Genomic DNA, 20,639 nt, shown 5'->3' on the forward strand with positions numbered 1-20,639 from the left:
TAAACATTATTTTTGACGAAAATTATCCCGAAAATGATTCGCCTTTTTGACCTTACACTTCGATTAAATGGTTTTCCAATAAAGAAAGCTAAAGCAGAATTGGATCAAATTGTTCATTTTTCTGAAGAAGAATATGCTTCATTTCTTGAAAAGAAAAAAAAAGAAATTGTTGCTTTTCATCTTAAAAATAATTCTTTTTATGCCGAATTGGCTGGAAATACAATTGCTGAAAATTGGGAAGACTTACCGATTTTAAACAAGCAAAATCTTCAAAAACCTCTCGAGGAAAGACTTTCGAAAGGTTATTCTAAAAAAAATATTTACCTCAACAAAACCTCCGGATCAAGCGGAACACCTTTTGTTTTTGCTAAAGATAAATTTTCGCATGCTTTAACCTGGGCTTCAAACAAAATGCGTTTTGGGTGGTTCGGCATTGATTTTAATCATTCGTATCAAGCGCGTTTTTATGGTATTCCGATGGATTTTATTGGATACCAAAAAGAACGTTTAAAAGATTTTTTAACGCATCGTTTTCGTTTTCCTGTTTTTGATTTATCTGATGCTGTTTTAGAAAAATTTTTGAAGAAGTTCAAAACCAAAAAATTCGATTACATCAACGGATATACAAGTTCGATTGTGTTGTTCGCTAAGTTTTTGGAACAAAAAAACATCATTTTAAAAGAAATTTGTCCAACATTAAAAGCTTGTTTTGTTACTTCGGAAATGCTTTTTGAAACAGATAAAAAACTTTTAGAAAAACAATTCGGTATTCCAATTATCAGCGAATATGGAGCATCTGAATTGGATTTGATTGCTTTTGAAAATCCTAAAGGCGAATGGCAGGTAAATGCTGAAACTCTTTTTGTCGAGATTCTAGATGAAAATAATAATGTACTCCCTTACGGAGAAGAAGGCAAAATTGTGATTACTTCTTTATTCAATAAAGCAAATCCTTTTATACGATATGAAATTGGTGACATTGGAATTTTAGACAAAAAAAGTACTCTGCAAAAGCCCATTTTACAAAAATTAATTGGAAGAACCAACGATGTTGCCATTCTTCCAAGCGGAAAAAAATCGCCTGGTTTGACGTTCTATTATGTCACTAAAAGTATAATCGAAGATGATGGAAACGTAAAGGAATTTATCATCAAACAAATGCAACTGGATACTTTTGAAATTGAATATGTTGCTGAAAAAGAACTAAGTTCAATACAAATTCAAAAAATAAAAGAAGCGATTGATTTGTATTTAGAACCAAATTTAAACTTCACTTTTGCAAGAAAAACTGTTTTAGAAAGAACTAATCGCGGGAAACTAAAACAATTTAAATCCTATTTATAAATATAAATAAAATCTTACATTTGTTTTTCTAATTAAAAACTTATGGAAGATCAATCTTTACTTTCTGAAGAAATAATTTCTAATAAAATATACTTTATTCGCGGTCAAAAAGTGATGCTTGATCGTGATTTGGCTTTGCTTTATGGAGTAGAAACAAAGCGATTAAAAGAACAAGTAAAAAGGAATTTAAACCGCTTCCCGAAAGACTTTATGTTTGAACTTACCAAAACAGAATTTGAAAATTGGAGGTCGCAATTTGCGACCTCCAATTCAGAAAAGATGAGTTTACGGTATGCACCAATGGCTTTTACTGAACATGGTGTTATGATGCTCTCAAGCATTTTAAAAAGCGACAAAGCAATTCAAACTAATATTCAAATTATGAGGATTTTCACAAAAGTGAGACAAATGCTTCTCGATACAACCGAAATAAAAGTTGATATTTTACAGATTCAGAAGAAGTTAGAAAATCACGATAAAAATATTGAATTAGTATTTTCTTATTTAGATGAATTAACTGAAAAGAAAGAAAATGAAAGCGAAAGAGTAAAGATTGGCTATAAAAAATAATTCTTTAAGGTCACAAATTGTGATCTCCAATTCTATACTAAATTCTTCAAAGTCGCAAATTGCGACCTTGAAACAAGTTAAATCTTAAGATTTCTTAATATATTTTGGTTTGATTATCAATTGGGTAAACAAAAACCTCATCATCAATAAAACAGAAAACACAAAATTATATCCGTGAAATTCTCTGTAAACACCAAAATTGTGTTTAATTAATTTGAATTTTGAAGATGAAACTGAATCTTTTCTAATTCTGTAAAAAGCCAAAGATTCCGGAACTGGTTTTGCCGTTTTAATTTGCTTTAAAATCGTAAGCCATATTCGCCAGTCTTGTCTTTTTTGAGTGGCTTGTAAAGTAATTTTTCCGAAATAATCGACATCATAAATTGCCGTTAAATTACCTACATAATTACAGAAAAATAATTGTTTATACGTAAGTGGATTTGGTGATTCAACTTTTCTGTTTAAATCATTTCCTTCTTCATCAATACAATCGTAAAAGCTAAAAGTAAAGTGCTGCTTATTTATTTTTAAAAACTGAATTTGCTTTTCCAATTTCTCAGGAAACCATATATCATCAGCATCCAAATAGGCAATATATTTTCCGGTCGCTTTTTCTAAAGCTGCATTTCGGGCAAAACCGTTTCCACAATTTTTTTCTAACTTAAAAAGTTTAATTCGGTCATCTCCTTGCGCAAATTCTTTTATAATCTTAACTGTTTTATCTGTTGAAGCATCATCAATTAAAATCATTTCCCAATTCTGGTAACTTTGATTCTGAACAGATTCTATTGTTGCACGAATATATTTTTCGGCATTAAACGTAGGTGTTAAAATTGAAACCAGATCACTCATTAATATGCTTTTTGATCGCCTTTAAAAATATTTACTATCGTTTGAAAAATTATTTTCAGATCCAGAATCAGAGACCAGTTTTCAATATAAAAAACGTCAAATTTTATTCGGTTTATCATATCTCTTTCCATTTTAATTTCACCTCTAAAACCACTTACCTGCGCCAATCCTGTAATACCAGGTTTAACACAGTGTCGCATCATGTATTTTTTCACCTTATTTCCGTACTCTTTATTTTGTACCCAAAGATGTGGTCTTGGTCCAACAACAGACATGTCTCCCACTAAAACATTAATAAATTGAGGTAATTCATCGATACTTGTTTTTCTCATAAATCTCCCCACAATTGTAACTCGCGGATCATCTTTTGAAGCTTCTTTTTCTGTTGTTTTATTAATCCTCATCGAACGAAATTTATAACATACAAATTCATTCTCATCCATTCCTGGTCTGCCTTGCTTAAAAAATACAGGCCCTTTTGACTCTAGTTTTATTAAAATTGCTAAAATTGGATATAACCATGACAACAAAAAAACAATTACAAAAATGGAAAAAACAATATCAAAAAATCGCTTAAAAAATTTTATTGCTGGTTCATTCAGTAAGGTTTGCTTTAATGAAAGAACCGGGAAAAAATCATAATAATCTATTCTTAGGTTCTTTGAAAAAATCTCTTTTGTGTCGGGAATAAATTTAATTGTTTTGTTATTTTCATCGGCAAAATCAATCAAATCTTTTAAATAATTATTAGACACCTCGTTTAAAGAGCAATAGATTTCATCTACCTCATTTTCAACTACAAATGGTTTTAAATCGGTTAATTTTCCTGTAATATTTTGATGCGTTTTTTTATCCGAAAAATATCCTAGAAAACGATATCCGTAATCTTTTCTTGTTTCAAAAAGATCTTTTAAACGAATTGCTTCAGGAGTAAAACCAATGATAACAGCATTTCTATAATTACTCCCTGTTATTATCCGATATTCTTTTAAATAAAAAAAGAGCGAAAACTTAAAAATAGTTACAAGCAGAAAAACTAAAGAAATAAAAACAGTAATAGTTGTCGCATTAAAAATAACTTGTCTCGAAAACGGGAAAAAAGCGACTACGGTTAATAAAAACAAAATTCCCTGTTTCAGAATTTTAGATGCAATTTCGATTGGAGTTGTAAACCGATAAATGGCATAAAATTTTATACTGTAAGCAATTAATCCCCAACTGATAACTTGATAAAAAAGCAATAACAGTATATTTGAAACCTGCTCATTAAATAGAAAAAAACTTATTACAACAATAATTATCAGGTCAATTAAAATGCTAATTGGCCTGATATATTTGGAGTATCTTCCTATTTGAGATGCGGTCATAATTGCTTCTAATGCTAAAAAATAACCTTACTTTATGTAACTTGAGAAATCTTTATGTTCTTCTTTAGAAAGTTCTTCTTTAGAAAGTGATCTAAAATAATCATATGTAATTTTCATTCCTTCAGAGCGGCTTACTTTTGCCTCCCAGCCCAGTAATTCTTTAGCTTTTGTTATGTCTGGCTGACGCTGTAACGGATCATTTACCGGCAACGGATGATATACCACTTTTTGATTTGTTCCTGTAAGTTTTATGATTTCTTCGGCGAAATCTTTAATGGTAATTTCATCAGGATTTCCAATATTTACCGGATAAACATAATCTGAATGTAATAATCTGTAAATCCCTTCAACCTGATCATCAACATAACAGAAAGAACGTGTTTGCATTCCGTCTCCAAAAATCGTTAAATCTTCTCCTCGTAAAGCCTGTCCAATAAAAGCCGGAATAACACGACCATCATTTAATCGCATTCTTGGACCATATGTATTAAAAATACGGACTATTCTGGTTTCTACACCATGAAAAGTATGGTACGCCATGGTTATAGATTCCTGAAAACGTTTTGCTTCATCATAAACTCCTCTCGGTCCAATTGTATTTACATTTCCGTAATATTCTTCGGTTTGAGGATGTACTAGTGGATCTCCATATACTTCTGAAGTCGATGCAATTAAAATTCTGGCTTTTTTTACACGAGCCAAACCTAATAAGTTATGTGTTCCTAGTGATCCAACTTTTAAAGTCTGGATTGGAATTTTTAAATAATCTATAGGACTTGCAGGTGATGCAAAATGCAAGATATAATCTAAATCACCAGGAACATGAACAAACTTGGTAATATCGTGATGATAAAACTCAAAATGCTCCAGTTTGAATAAATGCTCGATGTTTTTAAGATCTCCAGTTATCAAATTATCCATTCCTATAACATAATAACCCTCTTTGATAAAGCGATCGCACAAATGTGATCCTAAAAAACCCGCTGCTCCGGTAATAAGTATTCTTTTCATAATGATTTTTTGACCTTTTGTTTTTGATAATCTCTGCAAATATGCACAAATGTAATAAAATATACCGCCTTTAAAAATGACTAAAACTTTAAGTAAAAGAGAGATTTGTTTTTTATTCAATATTAATAGGTTTATTTTACTTTTACTAAACTAAATTTATCTGTTTTGAAAGTTGTACATGTTGTAGAAGCACTAGAAGGTGGCGTTTATTCCTATTTTAAAGATCTTTCCTGGTTTTTTGGAAGTGAAGAAGTGCGCAAAACTGTTGATACGACAATCATTTACAGTGGTCATCGAAATGGTGTAAATCCTGCAAAAGTACAAGCAGAGTTTTCTACTAATGTAAAGCTAATTCATATGAGTATGGTTCGGGAAATTGCTCCATTTCAGGATTTAAAATCGCTTTATAAACTAAGAAAGCAACTTCAAGAAATCAATCCGGACATTATTCATCTTCATTCTTCAAAAGCCGGAGTTTTAGGCAGAATTGCCGTTTTTGCCCTATTTAAAAAAAGGAAAGTTTTTTATACTCCTCATGGTTATGCCTTTTTAAGAACTGACATTTCAAAAACAACGCAAAACCTTTATTTTACAATTGAAAAGAGTTTTCAGCAAGTTTTTGGAGGAACAACTATTGCCTGTGGAGATACCGAATTTGAAATTGCAAAAACTATTGGTCACTCAAAACTAAATAGAAATGGCGTTGATATAACAACAATACGTCAGTATTTTTTGTCTCATCAAAATGCAAAACTAACCGTCGGAATTTTAGGAAGAATTACAGCGGCCAGAAATCCTCAATTATTTAATGAAATCGCACTTCGTTTCCCCGATTACAATTTTATCTGGATTGGAGATGGTGAATTGAGGGATTTAATTACTGCCCCAAATGTTCAGATTACAGGTTGGATTTTAGATAAAAATATTGTTTTAAATACTTTAAATAAGATTGATATTTATCTTCAAACTTCTCTTTGGGAGGGACTACCAATTGCTGTTCTTGAAGCAATGGTTCTGGAAAAACCCGTAATCGCTACCAATATAGTTGGAAATAAAGATATTGTGATCCCAAATGAAACCGGATTTCTTTTTGATGATATAAACGAATTAGAAAATTATTTTGAAGCTTTAAAAGATGCAAATACCAGAGTTTCTTTTGGAGAAAGAGCATTTAAAAGATGTCAGAAGTTATTCGATATCAATCAAAATTTTGAACAACTTCTGGAGCTCTACCAGGAATAAATTTCTTTTGCATCCAATAACTGGCAAAAATTGAAAACCATAATCCGCTGAAAGCAATGCCATCAAAACGAAGGAGAAAATCATCTGTCAGGTTTGAAGTAAGAAAAATGAAAAAAAACGAAAATATAATCCCATTTTTAAGATCATAACCCAAATATCCTATCGTAAAAATATAAAGTAAAGCTACAAGGGGGCCCAGAATTCCAAACTTTAATAAAAAATCAAGAAACTGATTGTGCGTAGGAAACTCGTATTTAGCCAAAAAATGCTGATTGGTTTCTGCAAAATATTTATTCAATTCCGGTTTGCTATCTGCCGCGCCAACGCCAAAAGGAAGATTCTTTAAAGACAATTCCCAAGCCGATTTCCAAATGGAAACCCGGGTAACAAATGAATTAAAAACTTTGTATTCAGGATGATCAATTTCATCCAGTTTTCCCACCTTATCCATGTAGGCGAAAGTTGTTGAAGTATATTTTTCTTTCATATACGGGTTTTTCTGAACAAAGAAAAACAACGTTCCACCAAGCAAAATCAAGACAATTGTACTCGCGTAAATCATTCTTCTAATATTAATTCTGGCTCTGATTTCAAAAAATACAACAATTAAAAAACCTGCCAATGCGTTTACCAATGCCATTCTGGTATTCACAAAAAGAACAAAAAAGAAAGATAATAGAAACACCATAAACCGAACTGCCTTTAAACCTGGTTTTTCATTGTTTCTAAAGCTGTAAAAAACAAAATATAGTGCACAAACAGATACAAATGCTAAATGCATATTTAAAGCCGGAGCATGAATACCAAGTGTTTCAGAAAATTTATAACCCATTTCGAATAAATCGATTCCGCTTAAATATTTCTGCATCAATTCGGGATAAACAACATTAAATCTAATAAAGAAAAACAGTATTACAGCAGTAGTGGCGACAGCGTAAATCTGCAATAATTTTAAAAAATCTATACGCTGATAATTTCCAATAATAAAAAGAGGAAATAATAACAAAGAGATATTCTTTTCGAGCGATTTTAATCCTTTGGAAAATGAATCATTATTCCAAAAAAGCAAAATTTCAAGTAAAAGCGGAGACGCAATACAAACCATTAAAATAAATGCCGTCTTGTCAAATTTTAATTTTCTGAAAAAAATCAAATTAAAAACACCAAATAAAATGATAAGCAACGTACATGGCTTTCTAAAAATCATTGTAATTGCTATCAGACACAAGAAAATGTGAAAAATTCTACTGAAGTTCTTTTCGGAAAGATTCATAGTATAAGGCAAAATAAATTAAAGGAAAAATACCTATTTTATGTCTCACGGCAGTTCCTAAATCTGGTTCAAACATACCCTGCACGATAAAAAAAGAAAAAATAACCAGTAAAACCAAAAGTTCTTTAGAATACCGTATTCGCTCTTTTAAGCATTTGGCAAAACGCACCAGTAAAATATAAAACAGTAAAAGTTGCCAAATTATAAAAACTATAATTTGAGGAGAAAATAGATGTTTTAATCCATTTACCGGAACATTAACTGTAAAGAAACCGTAGAAAATACCAATTGCTTCTCCGTACCATGTATCTGTTTTTACAGGTGAAATAATAATCGAATTAGCATCTGCAGATCCCATTCTTCCATCGTTTACCACATTTCGGCTAATTTCAGAAAGATATTTTCCTTTTATGACTCCATGACTAAAAGACAAAAAAACAGCGATTAAAAGGCCATAAAAAATCGTTTTTACAGTTTTGTTTTTAAAACTTATCAAACTAATCGCATACATTCCTCCGCCAATAATAGGCATAAAAGCATAATAAGGACGATAAACCGCTCCAAAAAACAGCAACATTAGAACTGTAACGATAATTGTTTTTTGCAATGAAACCTGATCATTTTTGCACATTAAAACAATTGGTACAACGTATAAAAATGTAAGGAATTCTTTTGAGGGCATTGAGATGAAAATAGCGATCATCAAAATTCCCATATAAACCAAAATATTCTTTACATTGATTTTTTCAAAAGTTTCGGGAATCCCAATTTTATACAAAACATACATTAAAATAGGAAATTGTATGAGTCCTACAACCGGAAAAGGCAAATAACGCAAGCCTGAGATCTTATAAAACAAAATTGTAAGCGGGTAACTTCCCAAATAACCAATTTCATTTCCTTTATCATAGGCAATGGTTGCAGCGTCATAAAAAAACTTTGGAGGTAAGACAAAAAAAGACACAAATGCAACTACCAGATTGGCCATTGCAAGTAGCAGGAATGTGGCGGTGCTTTTTTTAATTTTCATCTTTAGTCTTTACTATTTCCTGGTATAAAAGTACGTGCTTATCTATCATAAATTCGATATCAAATTCTTGTGCTCTTGCTTTACAAGCATTTACTGTATTTTCATAAAACTCTTTTTCATTCATTAATCTCTTAATATAAAAAGCCAATTCTTCTGCATTTCCTTTTTCAAATAAAATACCAGCTCCTTCAGTAATTGCCATTCCTGAAACATTTGAAGCAATAAATGGTTTTCCTGATGCCATACTTTCAATAGCCGTAAGACTTAATCCTTCTCCTTTTGAACTTAAAACAGAAATATCTGCTGCTTTTAAAAGTTGTGGAACATTGGTACGGCTTCCTAAAAAATAAACTCTGCTTGTAACCTTAAGTTCTTTAGACAGACTTTCACAATTTTCTCTAAAAGGGCCATTTCCAACAAAAATAAGCTTAAAATTTTCAGGTAAATATTGCATTGCTTTTATCACTGTTTCAGGATCTTTATGCTTATTAAAACTTGCAATTTGTATTAATAAAACATCGTGATCCTCAAAAGATTCTGAAATTAATTTTCTTTCATATGGTCTAGCATTATATACATTTTGAAGCTTTACTCCATTCTGAATTACAACAAGCTTAGATTTTGGATTTCTAAGATGTTCTTTACGAATTTTACAAACCTCATCTGTAATGCAAACAACTTTATCATAAAATTTATAAATAAAACGATCTAACAAACTTAAAAAGTAACTATTTATACGCGGATTTGTCGCACTATGCTCTGTTACAACTAATTTAATTTTGGAAAAAGAAAAAATCTTTGCCAGAACAATCCAATATTGTGAAGGAAACAAATGAACGTGCGCAATATCATATTTCCATAAAAAAGGCATCAGTCTAAAAACATGCAACGGATTGTATGCTTTTGAACCTATCGAATAGATTTTACAGCAATTCATTGTCTTTAAAACTTTTAAAAAAGGAAAATCGTCCCCGTTAAGTACTAATAAATCTGTCTGAATTCCTCTTTTATTATAAAGTGGAATGGTATCTAAAAGCAGCTTTTCGGCTCCTCCCGTTTCTAAACTATTTATTACATGAAGTACTTTCATTTTTAATTCAAAAAAACTTTGATTTTATCCTTTTTATAAATAATAACTGCCACAACAAAATTCCAGAAAAACGAACTGGTAACAAATGCAATTGCAGCACCTGTCATGCCATAAACCGGAATTAAAAATCGGTTTAAAACGAAATTAATGATAACCGTGACAATTAAAATTATTTGAAAAATGTGCTGCCTCCCTGTCATATTCAAATAAATTGATGCGCTTCCAAACGCTGAACAAATTCCCTGACCAATTATTAAAATCAAAAAAGCCTCTTTTGCCGCGACATATTGATGTCCGAAACAAGATAAAACACGTTCCGAAAAAATACTAATCAATATAATAACCGGACATGTAATCGCAAAAATCAAACGTGAACTGTTTCTAATAATTTTAACTAGTTCCGCTTTATTTCCACTCGAAAAAAACTCTGCAATTTTTGCTGAAATTGTAATATTTATTGTTAGAATAATAACCGAAATGATGGTCATGACTTTAACTCCAACAGAATAAAAAGCTACTGTTTCATCGTTTCTATATTTTTTTAAAAACATAATGTCAAAACTCATCAATAAAAATATTGCCATTCCACTGATTGCGATTGGATATGATTTTAGAAAAACCTCTTTGCTGGAAATATTTTCAGTTGTTTCCTTTGTCCTCATTTTTTTGAAATAAACAAAAACAAAAAAGGAACTAATAATGGAAAGAAACACAAAACCAAGCAGAAAAACATCTACCAGATAATTTTCTTTATGCCAGTAAAATAAAATAACAGAGCCTATTATTAACGGAATATATTTGATGATATTCCGAAACAATTCTGCAATGTACAATTTGTCCAGAGCTCTGAAAATTTCAGTGTTTAAAGTGGAAATTCCATAAAAAAACAGTGTTGCTGCACCTTTTAGCAGAATCAAATATACTTCCTGATCATCAAAATAATTGTTTATTATTTCTTTACTAATCAGAGAAATAATTAATAAGGCCAGAATAGATGTAAAGAACAGCATTACAACCATCTTGAAGTATATTTTTTTTATTTCTTCAAGTGCGTTTAAACTTGCCAGTTTTCCTTTAAAATATAAAATCGACTGGTCAAAACCTAGTAAGCAAATACTTCCTATGGACAATAGAAAAGAACGAACAAAATCATATTGTCCAACTATTTTTGGACTGTATGATTTTGTCAAGAATATGGTGAAACCAAACAATAAAAGAACTCCAAAAATCCTTAAAAACAAAGTACCAAAACTTTGCCTTAAAAATGGATTTTTTGAAATTCTTTTTAAAAGACTATTCGTTTTCAATTACTTTTAAAGTTGGTTTACTTGAGAAAGTGCCAGTTGTTTGCGATAAAATTTCAAAAACAATCTGATTAAAACAAACATCAAAAGGAAGAAAACAGGTAATATAATTTTAAAATTGCTATTTACTACTTTTACCTCGTTTATGTTTAAAGTCGAATTAACTTCTTTGATTGTTTTATCAAAACTAATCAGCTTAAACCTGTTTTTTCCCTGGTCAATTACAAGTTTCTGTTTGGTTTTTATAATATCATTCAATTGCAAATTCTCATTATAATACACCAATTTATCATTCTTTGCACTACTTTTTACTGTACTTGAAAATCCCTTTAAAACATCATCAATTTGAGCAATTATGGTGTCATTTTGAGCGATTTCTCTCTGCAGATTTTTATATCCAATTTGCTGAATTGAATTGAAATAAGCAGAGCTGTTCAAATATTTTAGTAACGGTTCAACAATATCCTTTTCTTCTGTAATTTGATTTGAAACAAAAGATATGGTATGAAATGTATAATTTTTGCTTGTTACATTATCTTCCAAAACCTTTTTTACTTCGCCAACCTCAGCCATTAATTTAATGAGTTCAAAATTTTGCTGTTTGTCTTCAATAAATTTATAAACGTCTGCAACTGGTTTAATTTCAATCCTTTTAATTTTTAAAGGATGTTGTATTCCAACCACTTTTTTTAGAAAAACGGTATCGCCGGAAGCAATTTTTGATTGTATCAGGTCAATTTTGCTGTACAAATAATCAACGCTTTCAAAATTTGGCGTAACTGTAATCTGATTCTGAAACGTTTTTTTGTGTGAGTCTACATACCAACCAAGACCAAAACCAAGCACGAGCAAAATAAGCACGATAATCCAGTTTCTAATAAAAAACTGAATGCTTCTAAAAATAGACCTGTTAATGCGATCAAAGAAATTACCTATACTTTTTGAAAGCTGAAAAATGTCAATTTCCTGATCAGAATTATTTTGGGGTACTTTTGTACTCATTTATGAATTTATTTTACGTTGAAAATTTGTTCCAAAATTTTAATGGTAATCAAATAAGTTGGCTTTACACCAGTTGTTCCCAATCCGCCTGAAGCCAATGTACTTCCAGTTTCCAGTGGATTATCTGATGCGTAATAAGCATAACGAACTTTGATGTCATGCGGAACACTTTTTCTAATTTTTGAAGCCGACTGAATGGCTTTTTGATAATAAGAACCTTCCATTTCCAGACCAATTACACCCCAGGTTGATTCGTGGAAAAATTTCAGCAAATCTCTGTTTTGTAAAGACGTTCCAAGAACTGTAACCATTGCACCTTCAAAAACGGCAATATCATTTCCTTCAAACATAGCACCTGTTAATTCATTTTCGAAGAAATAATTATCTGCCGTTCCTTCATTGATATGCGCTGTCGGAATCATGATATCTCCTTTTCCACCTTCCAGAATTCCTGCTTTACCCATTATCGAAACCGATTTTACATTCAGTAAAGTTTCTTTTTTAAATGGTTTCAAAAGCTCATCAATTGTTTCATATGCCTGCTCGCCAAAAGCGTAGTCCATTACGATAATTACCGGTTTTTCCTCGCCTACATTTGCATTTGAAAATGCCGTTTTTGACCAGTCGATTTTAGCTGTATCAAAAATCTGAACATCGATATTCGTTCCTGAACAATCGGGTAGCGAAATCATTCCGTTTTTCAAAGCCAGATCTTCAACCTGTTTTCTGATTTCTTTTGAGCCAGAGCTGCTTAATTCTTCATAAATAAAGAAATCTGTTTTTCCTTTATATTTTGAAGTTAACAATGGTGTCGCAAAAAGCGAATTCATAACACTATGCATGTTGGCACTAATAACATGAATTGGACGTTTTAAAAGATTATTCGCTTTTAAAACTTCCTTGATGTTTGTTGCCCAGATTTCTCCGTGAATATGATGTCCTAAACGTTCACGTAAAACCGGACTAAAAGTTATGGTACGTTTGTTGTTTTCAACAATTTCTTCAATTGCCAGTTTTCCTAACCAATAAATAACATGCAGGAAACGGTCTGGCGCATTTTCTGAACCAAAAGCGTCATAAATATCCAAAACCTCCTCAAAGGTTCTTCCTAAAATATTTGCTACATGCGAAATTGCTTTTTCTTTTTCAATTAAAGCCAATTTTTTAGTTTGCATTACAGCTTGCTCCAATTTCAGCCAATCACGCGAAACTTCTCCACCGTCATCTAACAAAACTCTGTTCTTGATTTTATGAGATTCTATGAAAATGAAAGTCAAATGCGTCAGGATATCATAAATGTCAGAACGTCCACGTGTAATTTCAACATTCATTTGTTCTTCGTCAATTCTGTAGCAGTTTCTTCTTCTTTTTGGAGGAACTATTGGCTGAAAATGTGATTTAGAATATCCTTCGTCTGAAGTTAGATTAATGAATCGACATTGTTCAATCCCTATCGGAAGACGCTCAATAACGTACAATAATCCGTTTAATTCTACTTTCTCTTCAGCAATATTTCCGTAGATTTCCGGGCGCAATGCTAATAATGATTCGCGTAAACTGTCACCAGAAACACCCATAGGTTTGTAAAAACCTCGGTTGAATAAGTGACGCATTGTAATGTACATTTTTTCTATAGCTGCAGATGATTCCTGCGCTCTTGATCTTGATATATGTTTGGTTTCTTTCATGCTATTTTATTTTTAAAATCTTCTTATCACAAAGAAGATTAAAGTATTTTAATTAAACTAAATTAGGAATTATAAATGTGATTTTGGTAAAATGGCATTTAACAAATTGTTAGAATGATCAATCAAAATCATCTTTTCTACCTCAAATTATCTGCAATATCCCTGTTATTCGACAATCTCGGAATTTTATTCTGACCGCCCAATTTTCCCTGCGATTTCATGTATTCCTGAAATCCGTTTTTTGAAACTTTACTTACGACTACTTTCTGCAAAACATTTCCTGTAATTAAATCGTCGTAATAAATGTTTTGTTTTCGCATCGAATCATCAATAGCTTCGGCAAAAGCTTGCATATTATCTGGTTCATTTTCAAATTCTACAAACCATTCATGATACGGTAATCCGTTTGATGGCGTAATTTGAGGTGCAACTGTAAATTCATTTATTACAATATTGGTTCCTGCTGTTGCTTCTTTCATCGCATTTTCTACTTCATTGGCAATTACGTGTTCTCCAAAAGCAGAAATATAATGTTTAATACGCCCTGAAACTATAACTCTGTGCGGAAATAAGGTAGTAAACTTAACCGTATCGCCAATATTATAACGCCAAAGTCCGGCATTTGTAGAAACGATCAAAGCATAATTTACGCCCATTTCTACTTCCCCAATTGTATAGCTTTTTGGGTTTTCTTCAAAGAATTCATCTGCTTTAATGAATTCATAAAAAATACCCGAATTTAACAATAGAAGCATTCCTTTTTCTTTCTGTGAATCCTGATAGGCAAAAAAACCTTCAGAAGCCGGAAACAACTCTATGCTGTCTACTTTCTTACCTATCATCTGCTCAAACTTGGCACGATAAGGTTCATAATTTACTCCTCCGTAAATAAACAGGTTAAAATTTTTGAATATTTCACCAATCTTTTTCCCTCCGCTTTTTTCCTGTAAACGCTCAAAATACATCTGAACCCAGGAAGGTATTCCGGAAATCACCGACATATCTTCTTTAATCGTTTCGCCTACAATTGCATTTACTTTGGTATCCCAGTCTTCAATACAATTGGTTTCCCAGGACGGCATTCGGTTTTTCTGTAAATATTTAGGAACAAAATGCGCCACAATTCCCGAAAGTCTTCCAAAATTAATTCCGTGTTTTTCGGTCAAAATTGGACTTCCCTGCAAAAAAATCATTTTACCATCAACAAAATCAGCTTTTCCTGTTTCATGAACATAGTGTAAAATCGCATTTCTTGCTGCCTCTATATGATACGGCATTGACTCTTTGGTAAGCGGAATATATTTTGCTCCGGAAGTTGTTCCGGATGTTTTAGCAAAATAAAGTGGTTTCCCTTTCCAGAGAATGTTTTCTTCACCAATTTTAATCTTATCAACATACGTTTTTAAATCTTCATAATCTCTTACCGGAACATTATTCTGAAAATCGGAAATCGTTTTTATTGCATCAAAATGATGATCTTTCCCAAATTCTGTTTTCTTAGCATTTTTAATTAAACTTTTAAAAACTTCTAATTGGGTTTCAACCGGTTTACTCGACCAGCCAAGTGTCTGAATGTATATTTTTCGGGCAAACAATTTTGCCGCTATAGATTTGATTGACATTTTTTGCGTTATTATTTTTTGTCGCTTTTATTTTTCTTTGTCTTGCTTTCACCCTGCTCCTTCTCTATTTTGGCAACTTCTTCTCTTAATTTCATTTCCTCTTCTGAGGCTTTCATATTAACTTCTGATGGTTCATCGACATCGGCTAAAATAGAATCCTTATTAAATTTTGCATAATCTAATTCTCCTTTCAAAACTTTCTGCACTCCTTTTATATAGGCCTCGTTTTTCTTTAAAGCATTTTCTAGTGAATCTGATTTTATAGCCAATTCTGTTGCATTCCTTTTTAATTCTGATGACGAATAACCTGGAATGAATTCCCGCAGCGGTGTAAACGCAATAATAAAAGTAGTTACTAAAATTAGAAATATTCCGCCTAAAGTAAATGTTACAAAGACATTCATTAAAGTAAGTCTGAATGAAAAAATTTCTTCAAAAGTGCTTTCATTCAAAATTACCAATCTGTTTTTGATGAATAATTTTTTTCTAAAATCGAATTTTTTCTTCGTCATTTTGGTTGTTTGTACGAGCAAATATAGTGATTAATCATATTGTTATTATTGGAGGAAAAACGACAAATATTGTAATTTTATTATTTTATAAAATATTTAACGCTGTAATAAACAAATATTTTAATCTAAAAGCTGTAGTTGTTCGTATATTCTATATACCTTTGCGGTGAAAATGAAAATCAATTTGCTTCGGCATTAAATATACAATCATGGGAAGATTAGGTCTTACAGAAATCCTTGTTATAGTAGGTATTGTGATATTACTTTTTGGAGGTAAAAAAATTCCAGAATTAATGAAAGGTTTAGGAAGCGGAATTAAAGAATTCAAAAACGCTGCTAAAGACGATCAACCTGCGGCTAAAAAAGAAGAGGAAGAAACAAAATAATAGCCTTCAAAACTTATTAAAAAATCCCAAACTGCAAATTGTAGTTTGGGATTTTTTTTGTTTTATCTCCAATTGGAATTTGAAATTTCTTTTTTGGAATTTTTAAAGTATCATCGTCAGCTGAATTCTCTTTCTATCCTCATCAACCTCAGTAACCTTAACATCAACATGTTGATGAAGTTTAACTACTTCGTTTACGTCGCTTACAAAACCGGCTTTTAACTGCGAAATGTGAACTAAACCACTTTCTTTGATTCCAATATCAACAAAACAGCCAAAGTTGGTGATGTTGTTAACAATTCCCGGAAGAATCATTCCAGTTTTTACATCTTTAATCGATTTTACGTTGGCATCAAACTCAAAAACTTTAGCCGATTTTCTTGGATCTAATCCAGGCTTTTCAAGCTCTTTTATGATATCTTTTAGTGTAAGTAAACCAATTTCTGGTGTAATATAGTTTTCGGCCTTAATAAGGGCTGTTTTCTCTTTGTTTGCAATTAAATCATTTACCGAAAGTTTCAGATCTTTTGCCATCTTCTCTACAACCGGATAGGCTTCAGGATGCACTGCCGAATTATCCAGCGGATTTTTAGCATTCGAAATTCTGATAAAAGCTGCTCCTTGTTGATACGCTTTATCTCCTAAACGAGGCACTTTTTTCAGCTGTTTTCTGTCTTCAAAAGGTCCGTTTTCTGAACGGTATTGCACAATGTTTTCAGCCAGCTTCTCTCCTATTCCACTCACATAACTTAGTAAATGTTTACTCGCCGTGTTAATATTGATACCAACCGAGTTTACGCAACGAATTACTGTATTATCTAATTCTTCTTTTAATTTTGTCTGATCGACATCGTGTTGGTATTGCCCTACTCCAATTGCTTTTGGATCAATTTTTACCAATTCGGCTAACGGATCTGAAAGTCGTCTTCCGATCGAAACCGAACCACGAACCGTAACATCATAATTAGGGAATTCTTCTCTAGCAACTTTTGAAGCCGAATAAACCGAAGCTCCAGCCTCAGAAACTATAAAAACTTGTACCGGTTTGTCGAATGCAATTTTTTTGATGAAAAATTCAGTTTCGCGAGAAGCAGTTCCGTTTCCGATAGAAATTGCATCAATCTGATACGCATTTACCATCGAGCGTATTTTTTTTATCGCCATTGTTTCCTCGTTTTGAGGTGCGTGCGGATAAATGGTTTCGTTGTATAATAAATCTCCTTTTTCATCCAGACAAACTACCTTACAACCACTTCTAAATCCCGGATCAATTGCCAAAATTCGCTTTTCACCCAACGGAGGAGCTAACAACAACTGTCCTAAATTGTTAGCAAAAACCTGAATAGAATTTGCATCAGCTTTTGCTTTTGCTTCCTGTAGTGTTTCATTTCCAATTGCCGGATTCAACAATCGTTTATAACTGTCTTCAATAGCTAATTGTAAATGGGCAGTTGTATTATTTTGTTTTTTAATAACAATTTCATCGATAACATCGTATGCATCATCAATATCAACATCAATTTTCATTTTTATAAAACCTTCATTTTCTGCACGAAGCATTGCTAATAAACGGTGTGCGGGTGCTTTTGTCAATGGTTCTTCCCAATCAAAATACTGATTGAATTTTTGCGCTCCTTCTTCTTCAGCTTTCTTTTTTACAACTTTAGTCCCGATTGTAGCTTTACGCTGAAACAATCTTCTAAGCTGCTTACGAACATAAATATTTTCGTTAATCCATTCGGCTACGATATCTCGCGCCCCTTGCATTGCAGCTTCTTCATTAATTACATTTTCATTGATGTATTGTGTTGAAATAAAATCAACATCAACATCACTTTCAGACATAATCAATTTTGCCAAAGGTTCTAAACCAAATTCGCGGGCCACATCTGCTTTTGTTTTTTTCTTCTTTTTATATGGCAGATAAAAATCCTCGATTTCTTGTAAATCAAAACTATCTTCAATTTTTTTCTTCAATTCCGGTGTAAGCGCTTTTTGCTCTTCAATCGATTTTAGAACTGCTTCTTTACGTTTTATTAGCGTATCATATTCTTTTTGAAGCTTTGCAATTTGCTCGATCACAACTTCATCAAGATTTCCGGTTGTATCTTTTCGGTAACGCGAAATAAACGGAATTGTACAATCTTCTTCTAACAACTTTACTGTATTCTGAATGTTGATCGCTGCTGTCTGAACAGACTTTGAAATGAATTGAATATTAGTCATATTTTTTAATGAAATAAATTCTTATACTAAATTGATGTAATTTACTTGTTAAAAATACAAGTAATCAAATCAATAATTCGGCTAAAATAATATCTTTGTTTTTAATTTTAAGCCAATGGAAATTTTTTTACTCTATTTTTTATTTATAAATCTTCTCGTTTTTATTATTGCCGGATACGATAAATACCAAGCCCGAAAAAATAAAAGAAGAATTCCAGAAAATACGTTGTTTTTTCTTGCTTTAATAGGAGGTACTCCCGGTTTATTAACAGCAATGTTATTATTTAAACATAAAACGAGTAAAACTTCTTTTATTGTGAAGTTTCTTGGAATTTTAGCCTTCCAGATTGTACTTTTAATTGTCTTTTTGAAGTATAAAAAGTAGATATTAACAATGTTAATAACGCATTCTACAACATATTAATATACTAAAATACAGTAACTTAAAAAAAAACGGACAAATTAAAAAATCTGCCCGGTGTGTTTATTAATAGGTGCGAAGCACCGAAAAAAAAAATTTGCCTTTTTACGAACAAGCTATTTTATTCACTCTATTTTGATGTCTTCCACCTTCAAAAGCTGTATCTAAAAAAGTTTCAACGATTTCAACAGCTTGTTGAATAGAAGTAAATCTTGCCGGAATACTTACAATATTAGCATCATTGTGTAAACGTGTCAAATAAGCTATTTCCTTTGTCCAGCATAAACCAGCTCTAACTTTCGGGTGTTTATTAACAGTCATTGCTATTCCGTTACCGCTTCCGCAGATTACGATTCCAAAATCAGCTTTTCCTTCAGATACATCATTGGCAACAGGATGTCCAAAATCAGGATAATCTACAGAAGCCTCTGTATCTGTGCCATAATTAGTTACTTCATATCCTCTTGATTTCAGCATTTCAACAATCGCTTTTTTGTATTCTGGTCCAGCGTGGTCGTTTCCTATCGAAATTTTCATTTTTCTATACTATTTAGTTGTGTCATGCAAATTTACTTAATTAAAAAACGTTTGCCAGCAATTTCACCAATTTTCACGAATTTCTTTTATCTCGTTACATTAAACCTCACCATAAATTGCTTCCTAATAATTAATATACACTCGTGATATCAATAGCGATAGAAGTACAGAAAAACCCATATTTTGCAACTGTTTCACTATCAAAATCTTATCAGTTATTAACAATTTTGAAACTCTATAAGTGTCTCATAATCAATAAAAAATAAACAATGTTTTTGTTAAAATTTTGAGTTGTTGATAGTGATTCCTAATTCGTTGATATTCAATTAACTTTAAGTTAACAAAAAATGTTAATAAGTTCGAAAAGAAAATTAGAAGTTTTTTTTGGTTGTGTCGAAAAAAAACCTAATCCAAAATTGGAATTAAATAACCTAATAAAGTTTTGGGAATTTTTGGAAAAGTTATCAATATAAAAAATACCATTTTCAACAGAAATCAACATATGAACTTATCTACAAAATGAATTCATTTTTGGTTGTCAACCATTGTTAATTAAAATACAAAAAGTCTTATAAATTAAAGTTTTAGCCCAAAATAACTATGTTAATAACTCGCAATAACTAAGAGAAACTTCATTTCAATACTTTTAAAAATAAATTTATTCGACATATTAACACACTATAATAACCAACAAATTTTTTTAAATTTTTAAAAATCTTTTTTGTTGTATTTAATATATGTTGAAAACTAAAAAAGTTAAAAAGGAAAAATAAAATTTTTTGAATTGAATTTTACTCTGATTTGAGTTTGTTTTGAATTTTGGTTTCAGACGATTTTGAGCGGATTGTTGAGATTATCGAGAATTTCCTGAACTTGTTCGAAATCGTCCGGATGAACTTTGAGACGAATGCCACCCAGCGCTGCAGAATACATTGGAGCAACTGAAAGTGTCATTTCGTTTTCGAAAAAATAAGGGATTCCTTCTTGTTCCAGTAAGTGTTTCAAGACAACAGTTTCGTGCTGATAATTGAATATAGCGATGGTTTTAAAGCGTTCCATAAAGGTCTTTTTGTAAATGTACGAAAAGTTATAATTTTAATAATTCTAATTGTTAAAATCTATATTCTGATATCTTATTTGTAATTTTAAACCTTATAAGAAA

General features: G+C 31.5%; 19 protein-coding genes. 5 read left to right on the forward strand and 14 right to left on the reverse strand.

The genetic code is table 11. The features are described 5' to 3' along the window. Positions 1-33: 33 nt before the first annotated feature. Both OLM51_RS02600 and OLM51_RS02605 read left to right on the forward strand, forming a co-directional pair. Positions 34-1,344 (forward strand): phenylacetate--CoA ligase family protein, encoded by a 1,311-nt coding sequence (locus OLM51_RS02600; RefSeq protein WP_264554264.1) that lies wholly within the window; start codon positions 34-36, stop codon positions 1,342-1,344. Between the two features lie 42 nt (positions 1,345-1,386). After that, positions 1,387-1,914 (forward strand): ORF6N domain-containing protein, encoded by a 528-nt coding sequence (locus tag OLM51_RS02605; RefSeq protein WP_264552857.1) that lies wholly within the window; start codon positions 1,387-1,389, stop codon positions 1,912-1,914. 84 nt (positions 1,915-1,998) lie between these two features. Here OLM51_RS02605 and OLM51_RS02610 read toward each other — a convergent pair whose 3' ends face one another. Genes OLM51_RS02610 through OLM51_RS02620 form a run of 3 tightly spaced genes read right to left on the reverse strand, consistent with a single transcriptional unit; the run spans position 1,999 to position 5,144 of the window. Further along, positions 1,999-2,766 (reverse strand): glycosyltransferase family 2 protein, encoded by a 768-nt coding sequence (locus OLM51_RS02610; RefSeq protein ID WP_264552858.1) that lies wholly within the window; start codon positions 2,764-2,766, stop codon positions 1,999-2,001. Then, entirely contained in the window at positions 2,766-4,133 is a 1,368-nt protein-coding gene (locus OLM51_RS02615; protein WP_264552859.1) for an undecaprenyl-phosphate glucose phosphotransferase, read from the reverse strand. The genes OLM51_RS02610 and OLM51_RS02615 overlap by 1 nt, the downstream gene beginning before the upstream one ends. 27 nt (positions 4,134-4,160) lie before the next feature. Further along, the gene (locus OLM51_RS02620; protein ID WP_264552860.1) at positions 4,161-5,144 is read right to left on the reverse strand and encodes a UDP-glucuronic acid decarboxylase family protein; all 984 of its coding nucleotides are present in this window, start codon (positions 5,142-5,144) and stop codon (positions 4,161-4,163) included. Between the two features lie 165 nt (positions 5,145-5,309). On the opposite strand from OLM51_RS02620, the gene OLM51_RS02625 reads away from it, so the two are divergent. Further along, positions 5,310-6,386, forward strand: coding sequence for a glycosyltransferase (locus OLM51_RS02625; RefSeq protein ID WP_264552861.1), 1,077 nt, complete (start codon positions 5,310-5,312; stop codon positions 6,384-6,386). On the opposite strand, the gene OLM51_RS02630 is transcribed toward OLM51_RS02625, so the two are convergent. From OLM51_RS02630 to OLM51_RS02665, 8 genes are all read right to left on the reverse strand, one after another. Further along, positions 6,343-7,593 carry an O-antigen ligase family protein gene (locus tag OLM51_RS02630; RefSeq protein ID WP_264552862.1) on the reverse strand — a complete coding sequence of 417 codons (1,251 nt, stop codon included), beginning with the start codon at positions 7,591-7,593 and terminating at the stop codon, positions 6,343-6,345. The genes OLM51_RS02625 and OLM51_RS02630 overlap by 44 nt on opposite strands. Before the next feature lie 37 nt (positions 7,594-7,630). Further along, a complete protein-coding gene (locus OLM51_RS02635; protein WP_264552863.1) occupies positions 7,631-8,689 on the reverse strand; it encodes a hypothetical protein in 1,059 nt (352 codons plus the stop codon). Next, entirely contained in the window at positions 8,679-9,779 is a 1,101-nt protein-coding gene (locus OLM51_RS02640; RefSeq protein WP_264552864.1) for a glycosyltransferase, read from the reverse strand. Before OLM51_RS02640 ends, OLM51_RS02635 begins: the two co-directional genes overlap by 11 nt. 2 nt (positions 9,780-9,781) lie before the next feature. Next, the gene (locus OLM51_RS02645; RefSeq protein ID WP_264552865.1) at positions 9,782-11,086 is read right to left on the reverse strand and encodes an MATE family efflux transporter; all 1,305 of its coding nucleotides are present in this window, start codon (positions 11,084-11,086) and stop codon (positions 9,782-9,784) included. A gap of 6 nt (positions 11,087-11,092) precedes the next feature. Next, on the reverse strand, positions 11,093-12,085 hold the full coding sequence (locus OLM51_RS02650; RefSeq protein WP_264552866.1) for a hypothetical protein: 993 nt from the start codon (positions 12,083-12,085) through the stop codon (positions 11,093-11,095). A gap of 8 nt (positions 12,086-12,093) precedes the next feature. Further along, positions 12,094-13,773 carry a DUF6909 family protein gene (locus OLM51_RS02655; protein ID WP_264552867.1) on the reverse strand — a complete coding sequence of 560 codons (1,680 nt, stop codon included), beginning with the start codon at positions 13,771-13,773 and terminating at the stop codon, positions 12,094-12,096. 137 nt (positions 13,774-13,910) lie between these two features. Then, on the reverse strand, positions 13,911-15,395 hold the full coding sequence (locus OLM51_RS02660; RefSeq protein WP_264552868.1) for a GH3 auxin-responsive promoter family protein: 1,485 nt from the start codon (positions 15,393-15,395) through the stop codon (positions 13,911-13,913). An 11-nt stretch (positions 15,396-15,406) separates the two neighbouring features. After that, positions 15,407-15,907, reverse strand: coding sequence for a peptidase (locus tag OLM51_RS02665; RefSeq protein WP_264552869.1), 501 nt, complete (start codon positions 15,905-15,907; stop codon positions 15,407-15,409). A 209-nt stretch (positions 15,908-16,116) separates the two neighbouring features. Here OLM51_RS02665 and OLM51_RS02670 point away from each other — a divergent pair, with 209 nt between their 5' ends. Further along, positions 16,117-16,293: a twin-arginine translocase TatA/TatE family subunit gene (locus OLM51_RS02670; protein ID WP_213258655.1), complete on the forward strand. Its 177-nt coding sequence runs from the start codon at positions 16,117-16,119 to the stop codon at positions 16,291-16,293. A 102-nt stretch (positions 16,294-16,395) separates the two neighbouring features. On the opposite strand, the gene OLM51_RS02675 is transcribed toward OLM51_RS02670, so the two are convergent. After that, on the reverse strand, positions 16,396-18,519 hold the full coding sequence (locus tag OLM51_RS02675) for a Tex family protein (RefSeq protein ID WP_264552870.1): 2,124 nt from the start codon (positions 18,517-18,519) through the stop codon (positions 16,396-16,398). Between the two features lie 115 nt (positions 18,520-18,634). Between OLM51_RS02675 and OLM51_RS02680 the strand changes: the two genes are divergently transcribed. Beyond that, positions 18,635-18,904: a DUF1294 domain-containing protein gene (locus OLM51_RS02680; RefSeq protein ID WP_264552871.1), complete on the forward strand. Its 270-nt coding sequence runs from the start codon at positions 18,635-18,637 to the stop codon at positions 18,902-18,904. Between the two features lie 141 nt (positions 18,905-19,045). On the opposite strand, the gene rpiB is transcribed toward OLM51_RS02680, so the two are convergent. Both rpiB and OLM51_RS02690 read right to left on the reverse strand, forming a co-directional pair. Next, positions 19,046-19,477 carry a ribose 5-phosphate isomerase B gene (rpiB, locus tag OLM51_RS02685; protein ID WP_264552872.1) on the reverse strand — a complete coding sequence of 144 codons (432 nt, stop codon included), beginning with the start codon at positions 19,475-19,477 and terminating at the stop codon, positions 19,046-19,048. Between the two features lie 825 nt (positions 19,478-20,302). Further along, positions 20,303-20,536, reverse strand: coding sequence for a DUF2007 domain-containing protein (locus OLM51_RS02690; protein ID WP_264552873.1), 234 nt, complete (start codon positions 20,534-20,536; stop codon positions 20,303-20,305). Positions 20,537-20,639: the final 103 nt, after the last annotated feature.

The organism is Flavobacterium sp. N2038 (genome assembly GCF_025947185.1).
Lineage (GTDB): Bacteria > Bacteroidota > Bacteroidia > Flavobacteriales > Flavobacteriaceae > Flavobacterium.

What these genes read in the sequence shown, in the direction of transcription:
- OLM51_RS02600 (WP_264554264.1), top strand. Translation starts at nt 34, where the DNA reads ATGATTCGCCTTTTTGACCTTACACTTCGATTAAATGGTTTTCCAATA.
- OLM51_RS02605 (WP_264552857.1), top strand. Translation starts at nt 1,387, where the DNA reads ATGGAAGATCAATCTTTACTTTCTGAAGAAATAATTTCTAATAAAATA.
- OLM51_RS02610 (WP_264552858.1), bottom strand. Translation starts at nt 2,766, where the DNA reads ATGAGTGATCTGGTTTCAATTTTAACACCTACGTTTAATGCCGAAAAA.
- OLM51_RS02615 (WP_264552859.1), bottom strand. Translation starts at nt 4,133, where the DNA reads ATGACCGCATCTCAAATAGGAAGATACTCCAAATATATCAGGCCAATT.
- OLM51_RS02620 (WP_264552860.1), bottom strand. Translation starts at nt 5,144, where the DNA reads ATGAAAAGAATACTTATTACCGGAGCAGCGGGTTTTTTAGGATCACAT.
- OLM51_RS02630 (WP_264552862.1), bottom strand. Translation starts at nt 7,593, where the DNA reads ATGATTTTTAGAAAGCCATGTACGTTGCTTATCATTTTATTTGGTGTT.
- OLM51_RS02635 (WP_264552863.1), bottom strand. Translation starts at nt 8,689, where the DNA reads ATGAAAATTAAAAAAAGCACCGCCACATTCCTGCTACTTGCAATGGCC.
- OLM51_RS02640 (WP_264552864.1), bottom strand. Translation starts at nt 9,779, where the DNA reads ATGAAAGTACTTCATGTAATAAATAGTTTAGAAACGGGAGGAGCCGAA.
- OLM51_RS02650 (WP_264552866.1), bottom strand. Translation starts at nt 12,085, where the DNA reads ATGAGTACAAAAGTACCCCAAAATAATTCTGATCAGGAAATTGACATT.
- OLM51_RS02655 (WP_264552867.1), bottom strand. Translation starts at nt 13,773, where the DNA reads ATGAAAGAAACCAAACATATATCAAGATCAAGAGCGCAGGAATCATCT.
- OLM51_RS02660 (WP_264552868.1), bottom strand. Translation starts at nt 15,395, where the DNA reads ATGTCAATCAAATCTATAGCGGCAAAATTGTTTGCCCGAAAAATATAC.
- OLM51_RS02665 (WP_264552869.1), bottom strand. Translation starts at nt 15,907, where the DNA reads ATGACGAAGAAAAAATTCGATTTTAGAAAAAAATTATTCATCAAAAAC.
- OLM51_RS02670 (WP_213258655.1), top strand. Translation starts at nt 16,117, where the DNA reads ATGGGAAGATTAGGTCTTACAGAAATCCTTGTTATAGTAGGTATTGTG.
- OLM51_RS02675 (WP_264552870.1), bottom strand. Translation starts at nt 18,519, where the DNA reads ATGACTAATATTCAATTCATTTCAAAGTCTGTTCAGACAGCAGCGATC.
- OLM51_RS02680 (WP_264552871.1), top strand. Translation starts at nt 18,635, where the DNA reads ATGGAAATTTTTTTACTCTATTTTTTATTTATAAATCTTCTCGTTTTT.
- rpiB (WP_264552872.1), bottom strand. Translation starts at nt 19,477, where the DNA reads ATGAAAATTTCGATAGGAAACGACCACGCTGGACCAGAATACAAAAAA.
- OLM51_RS02690 (WP_264552873.1), bottom strand. Translation starts at nt 20,536, where the DNA reads ATGGAACGCTTTAAAACCATCGCTATATTCAATTATCAGCACGAAACT.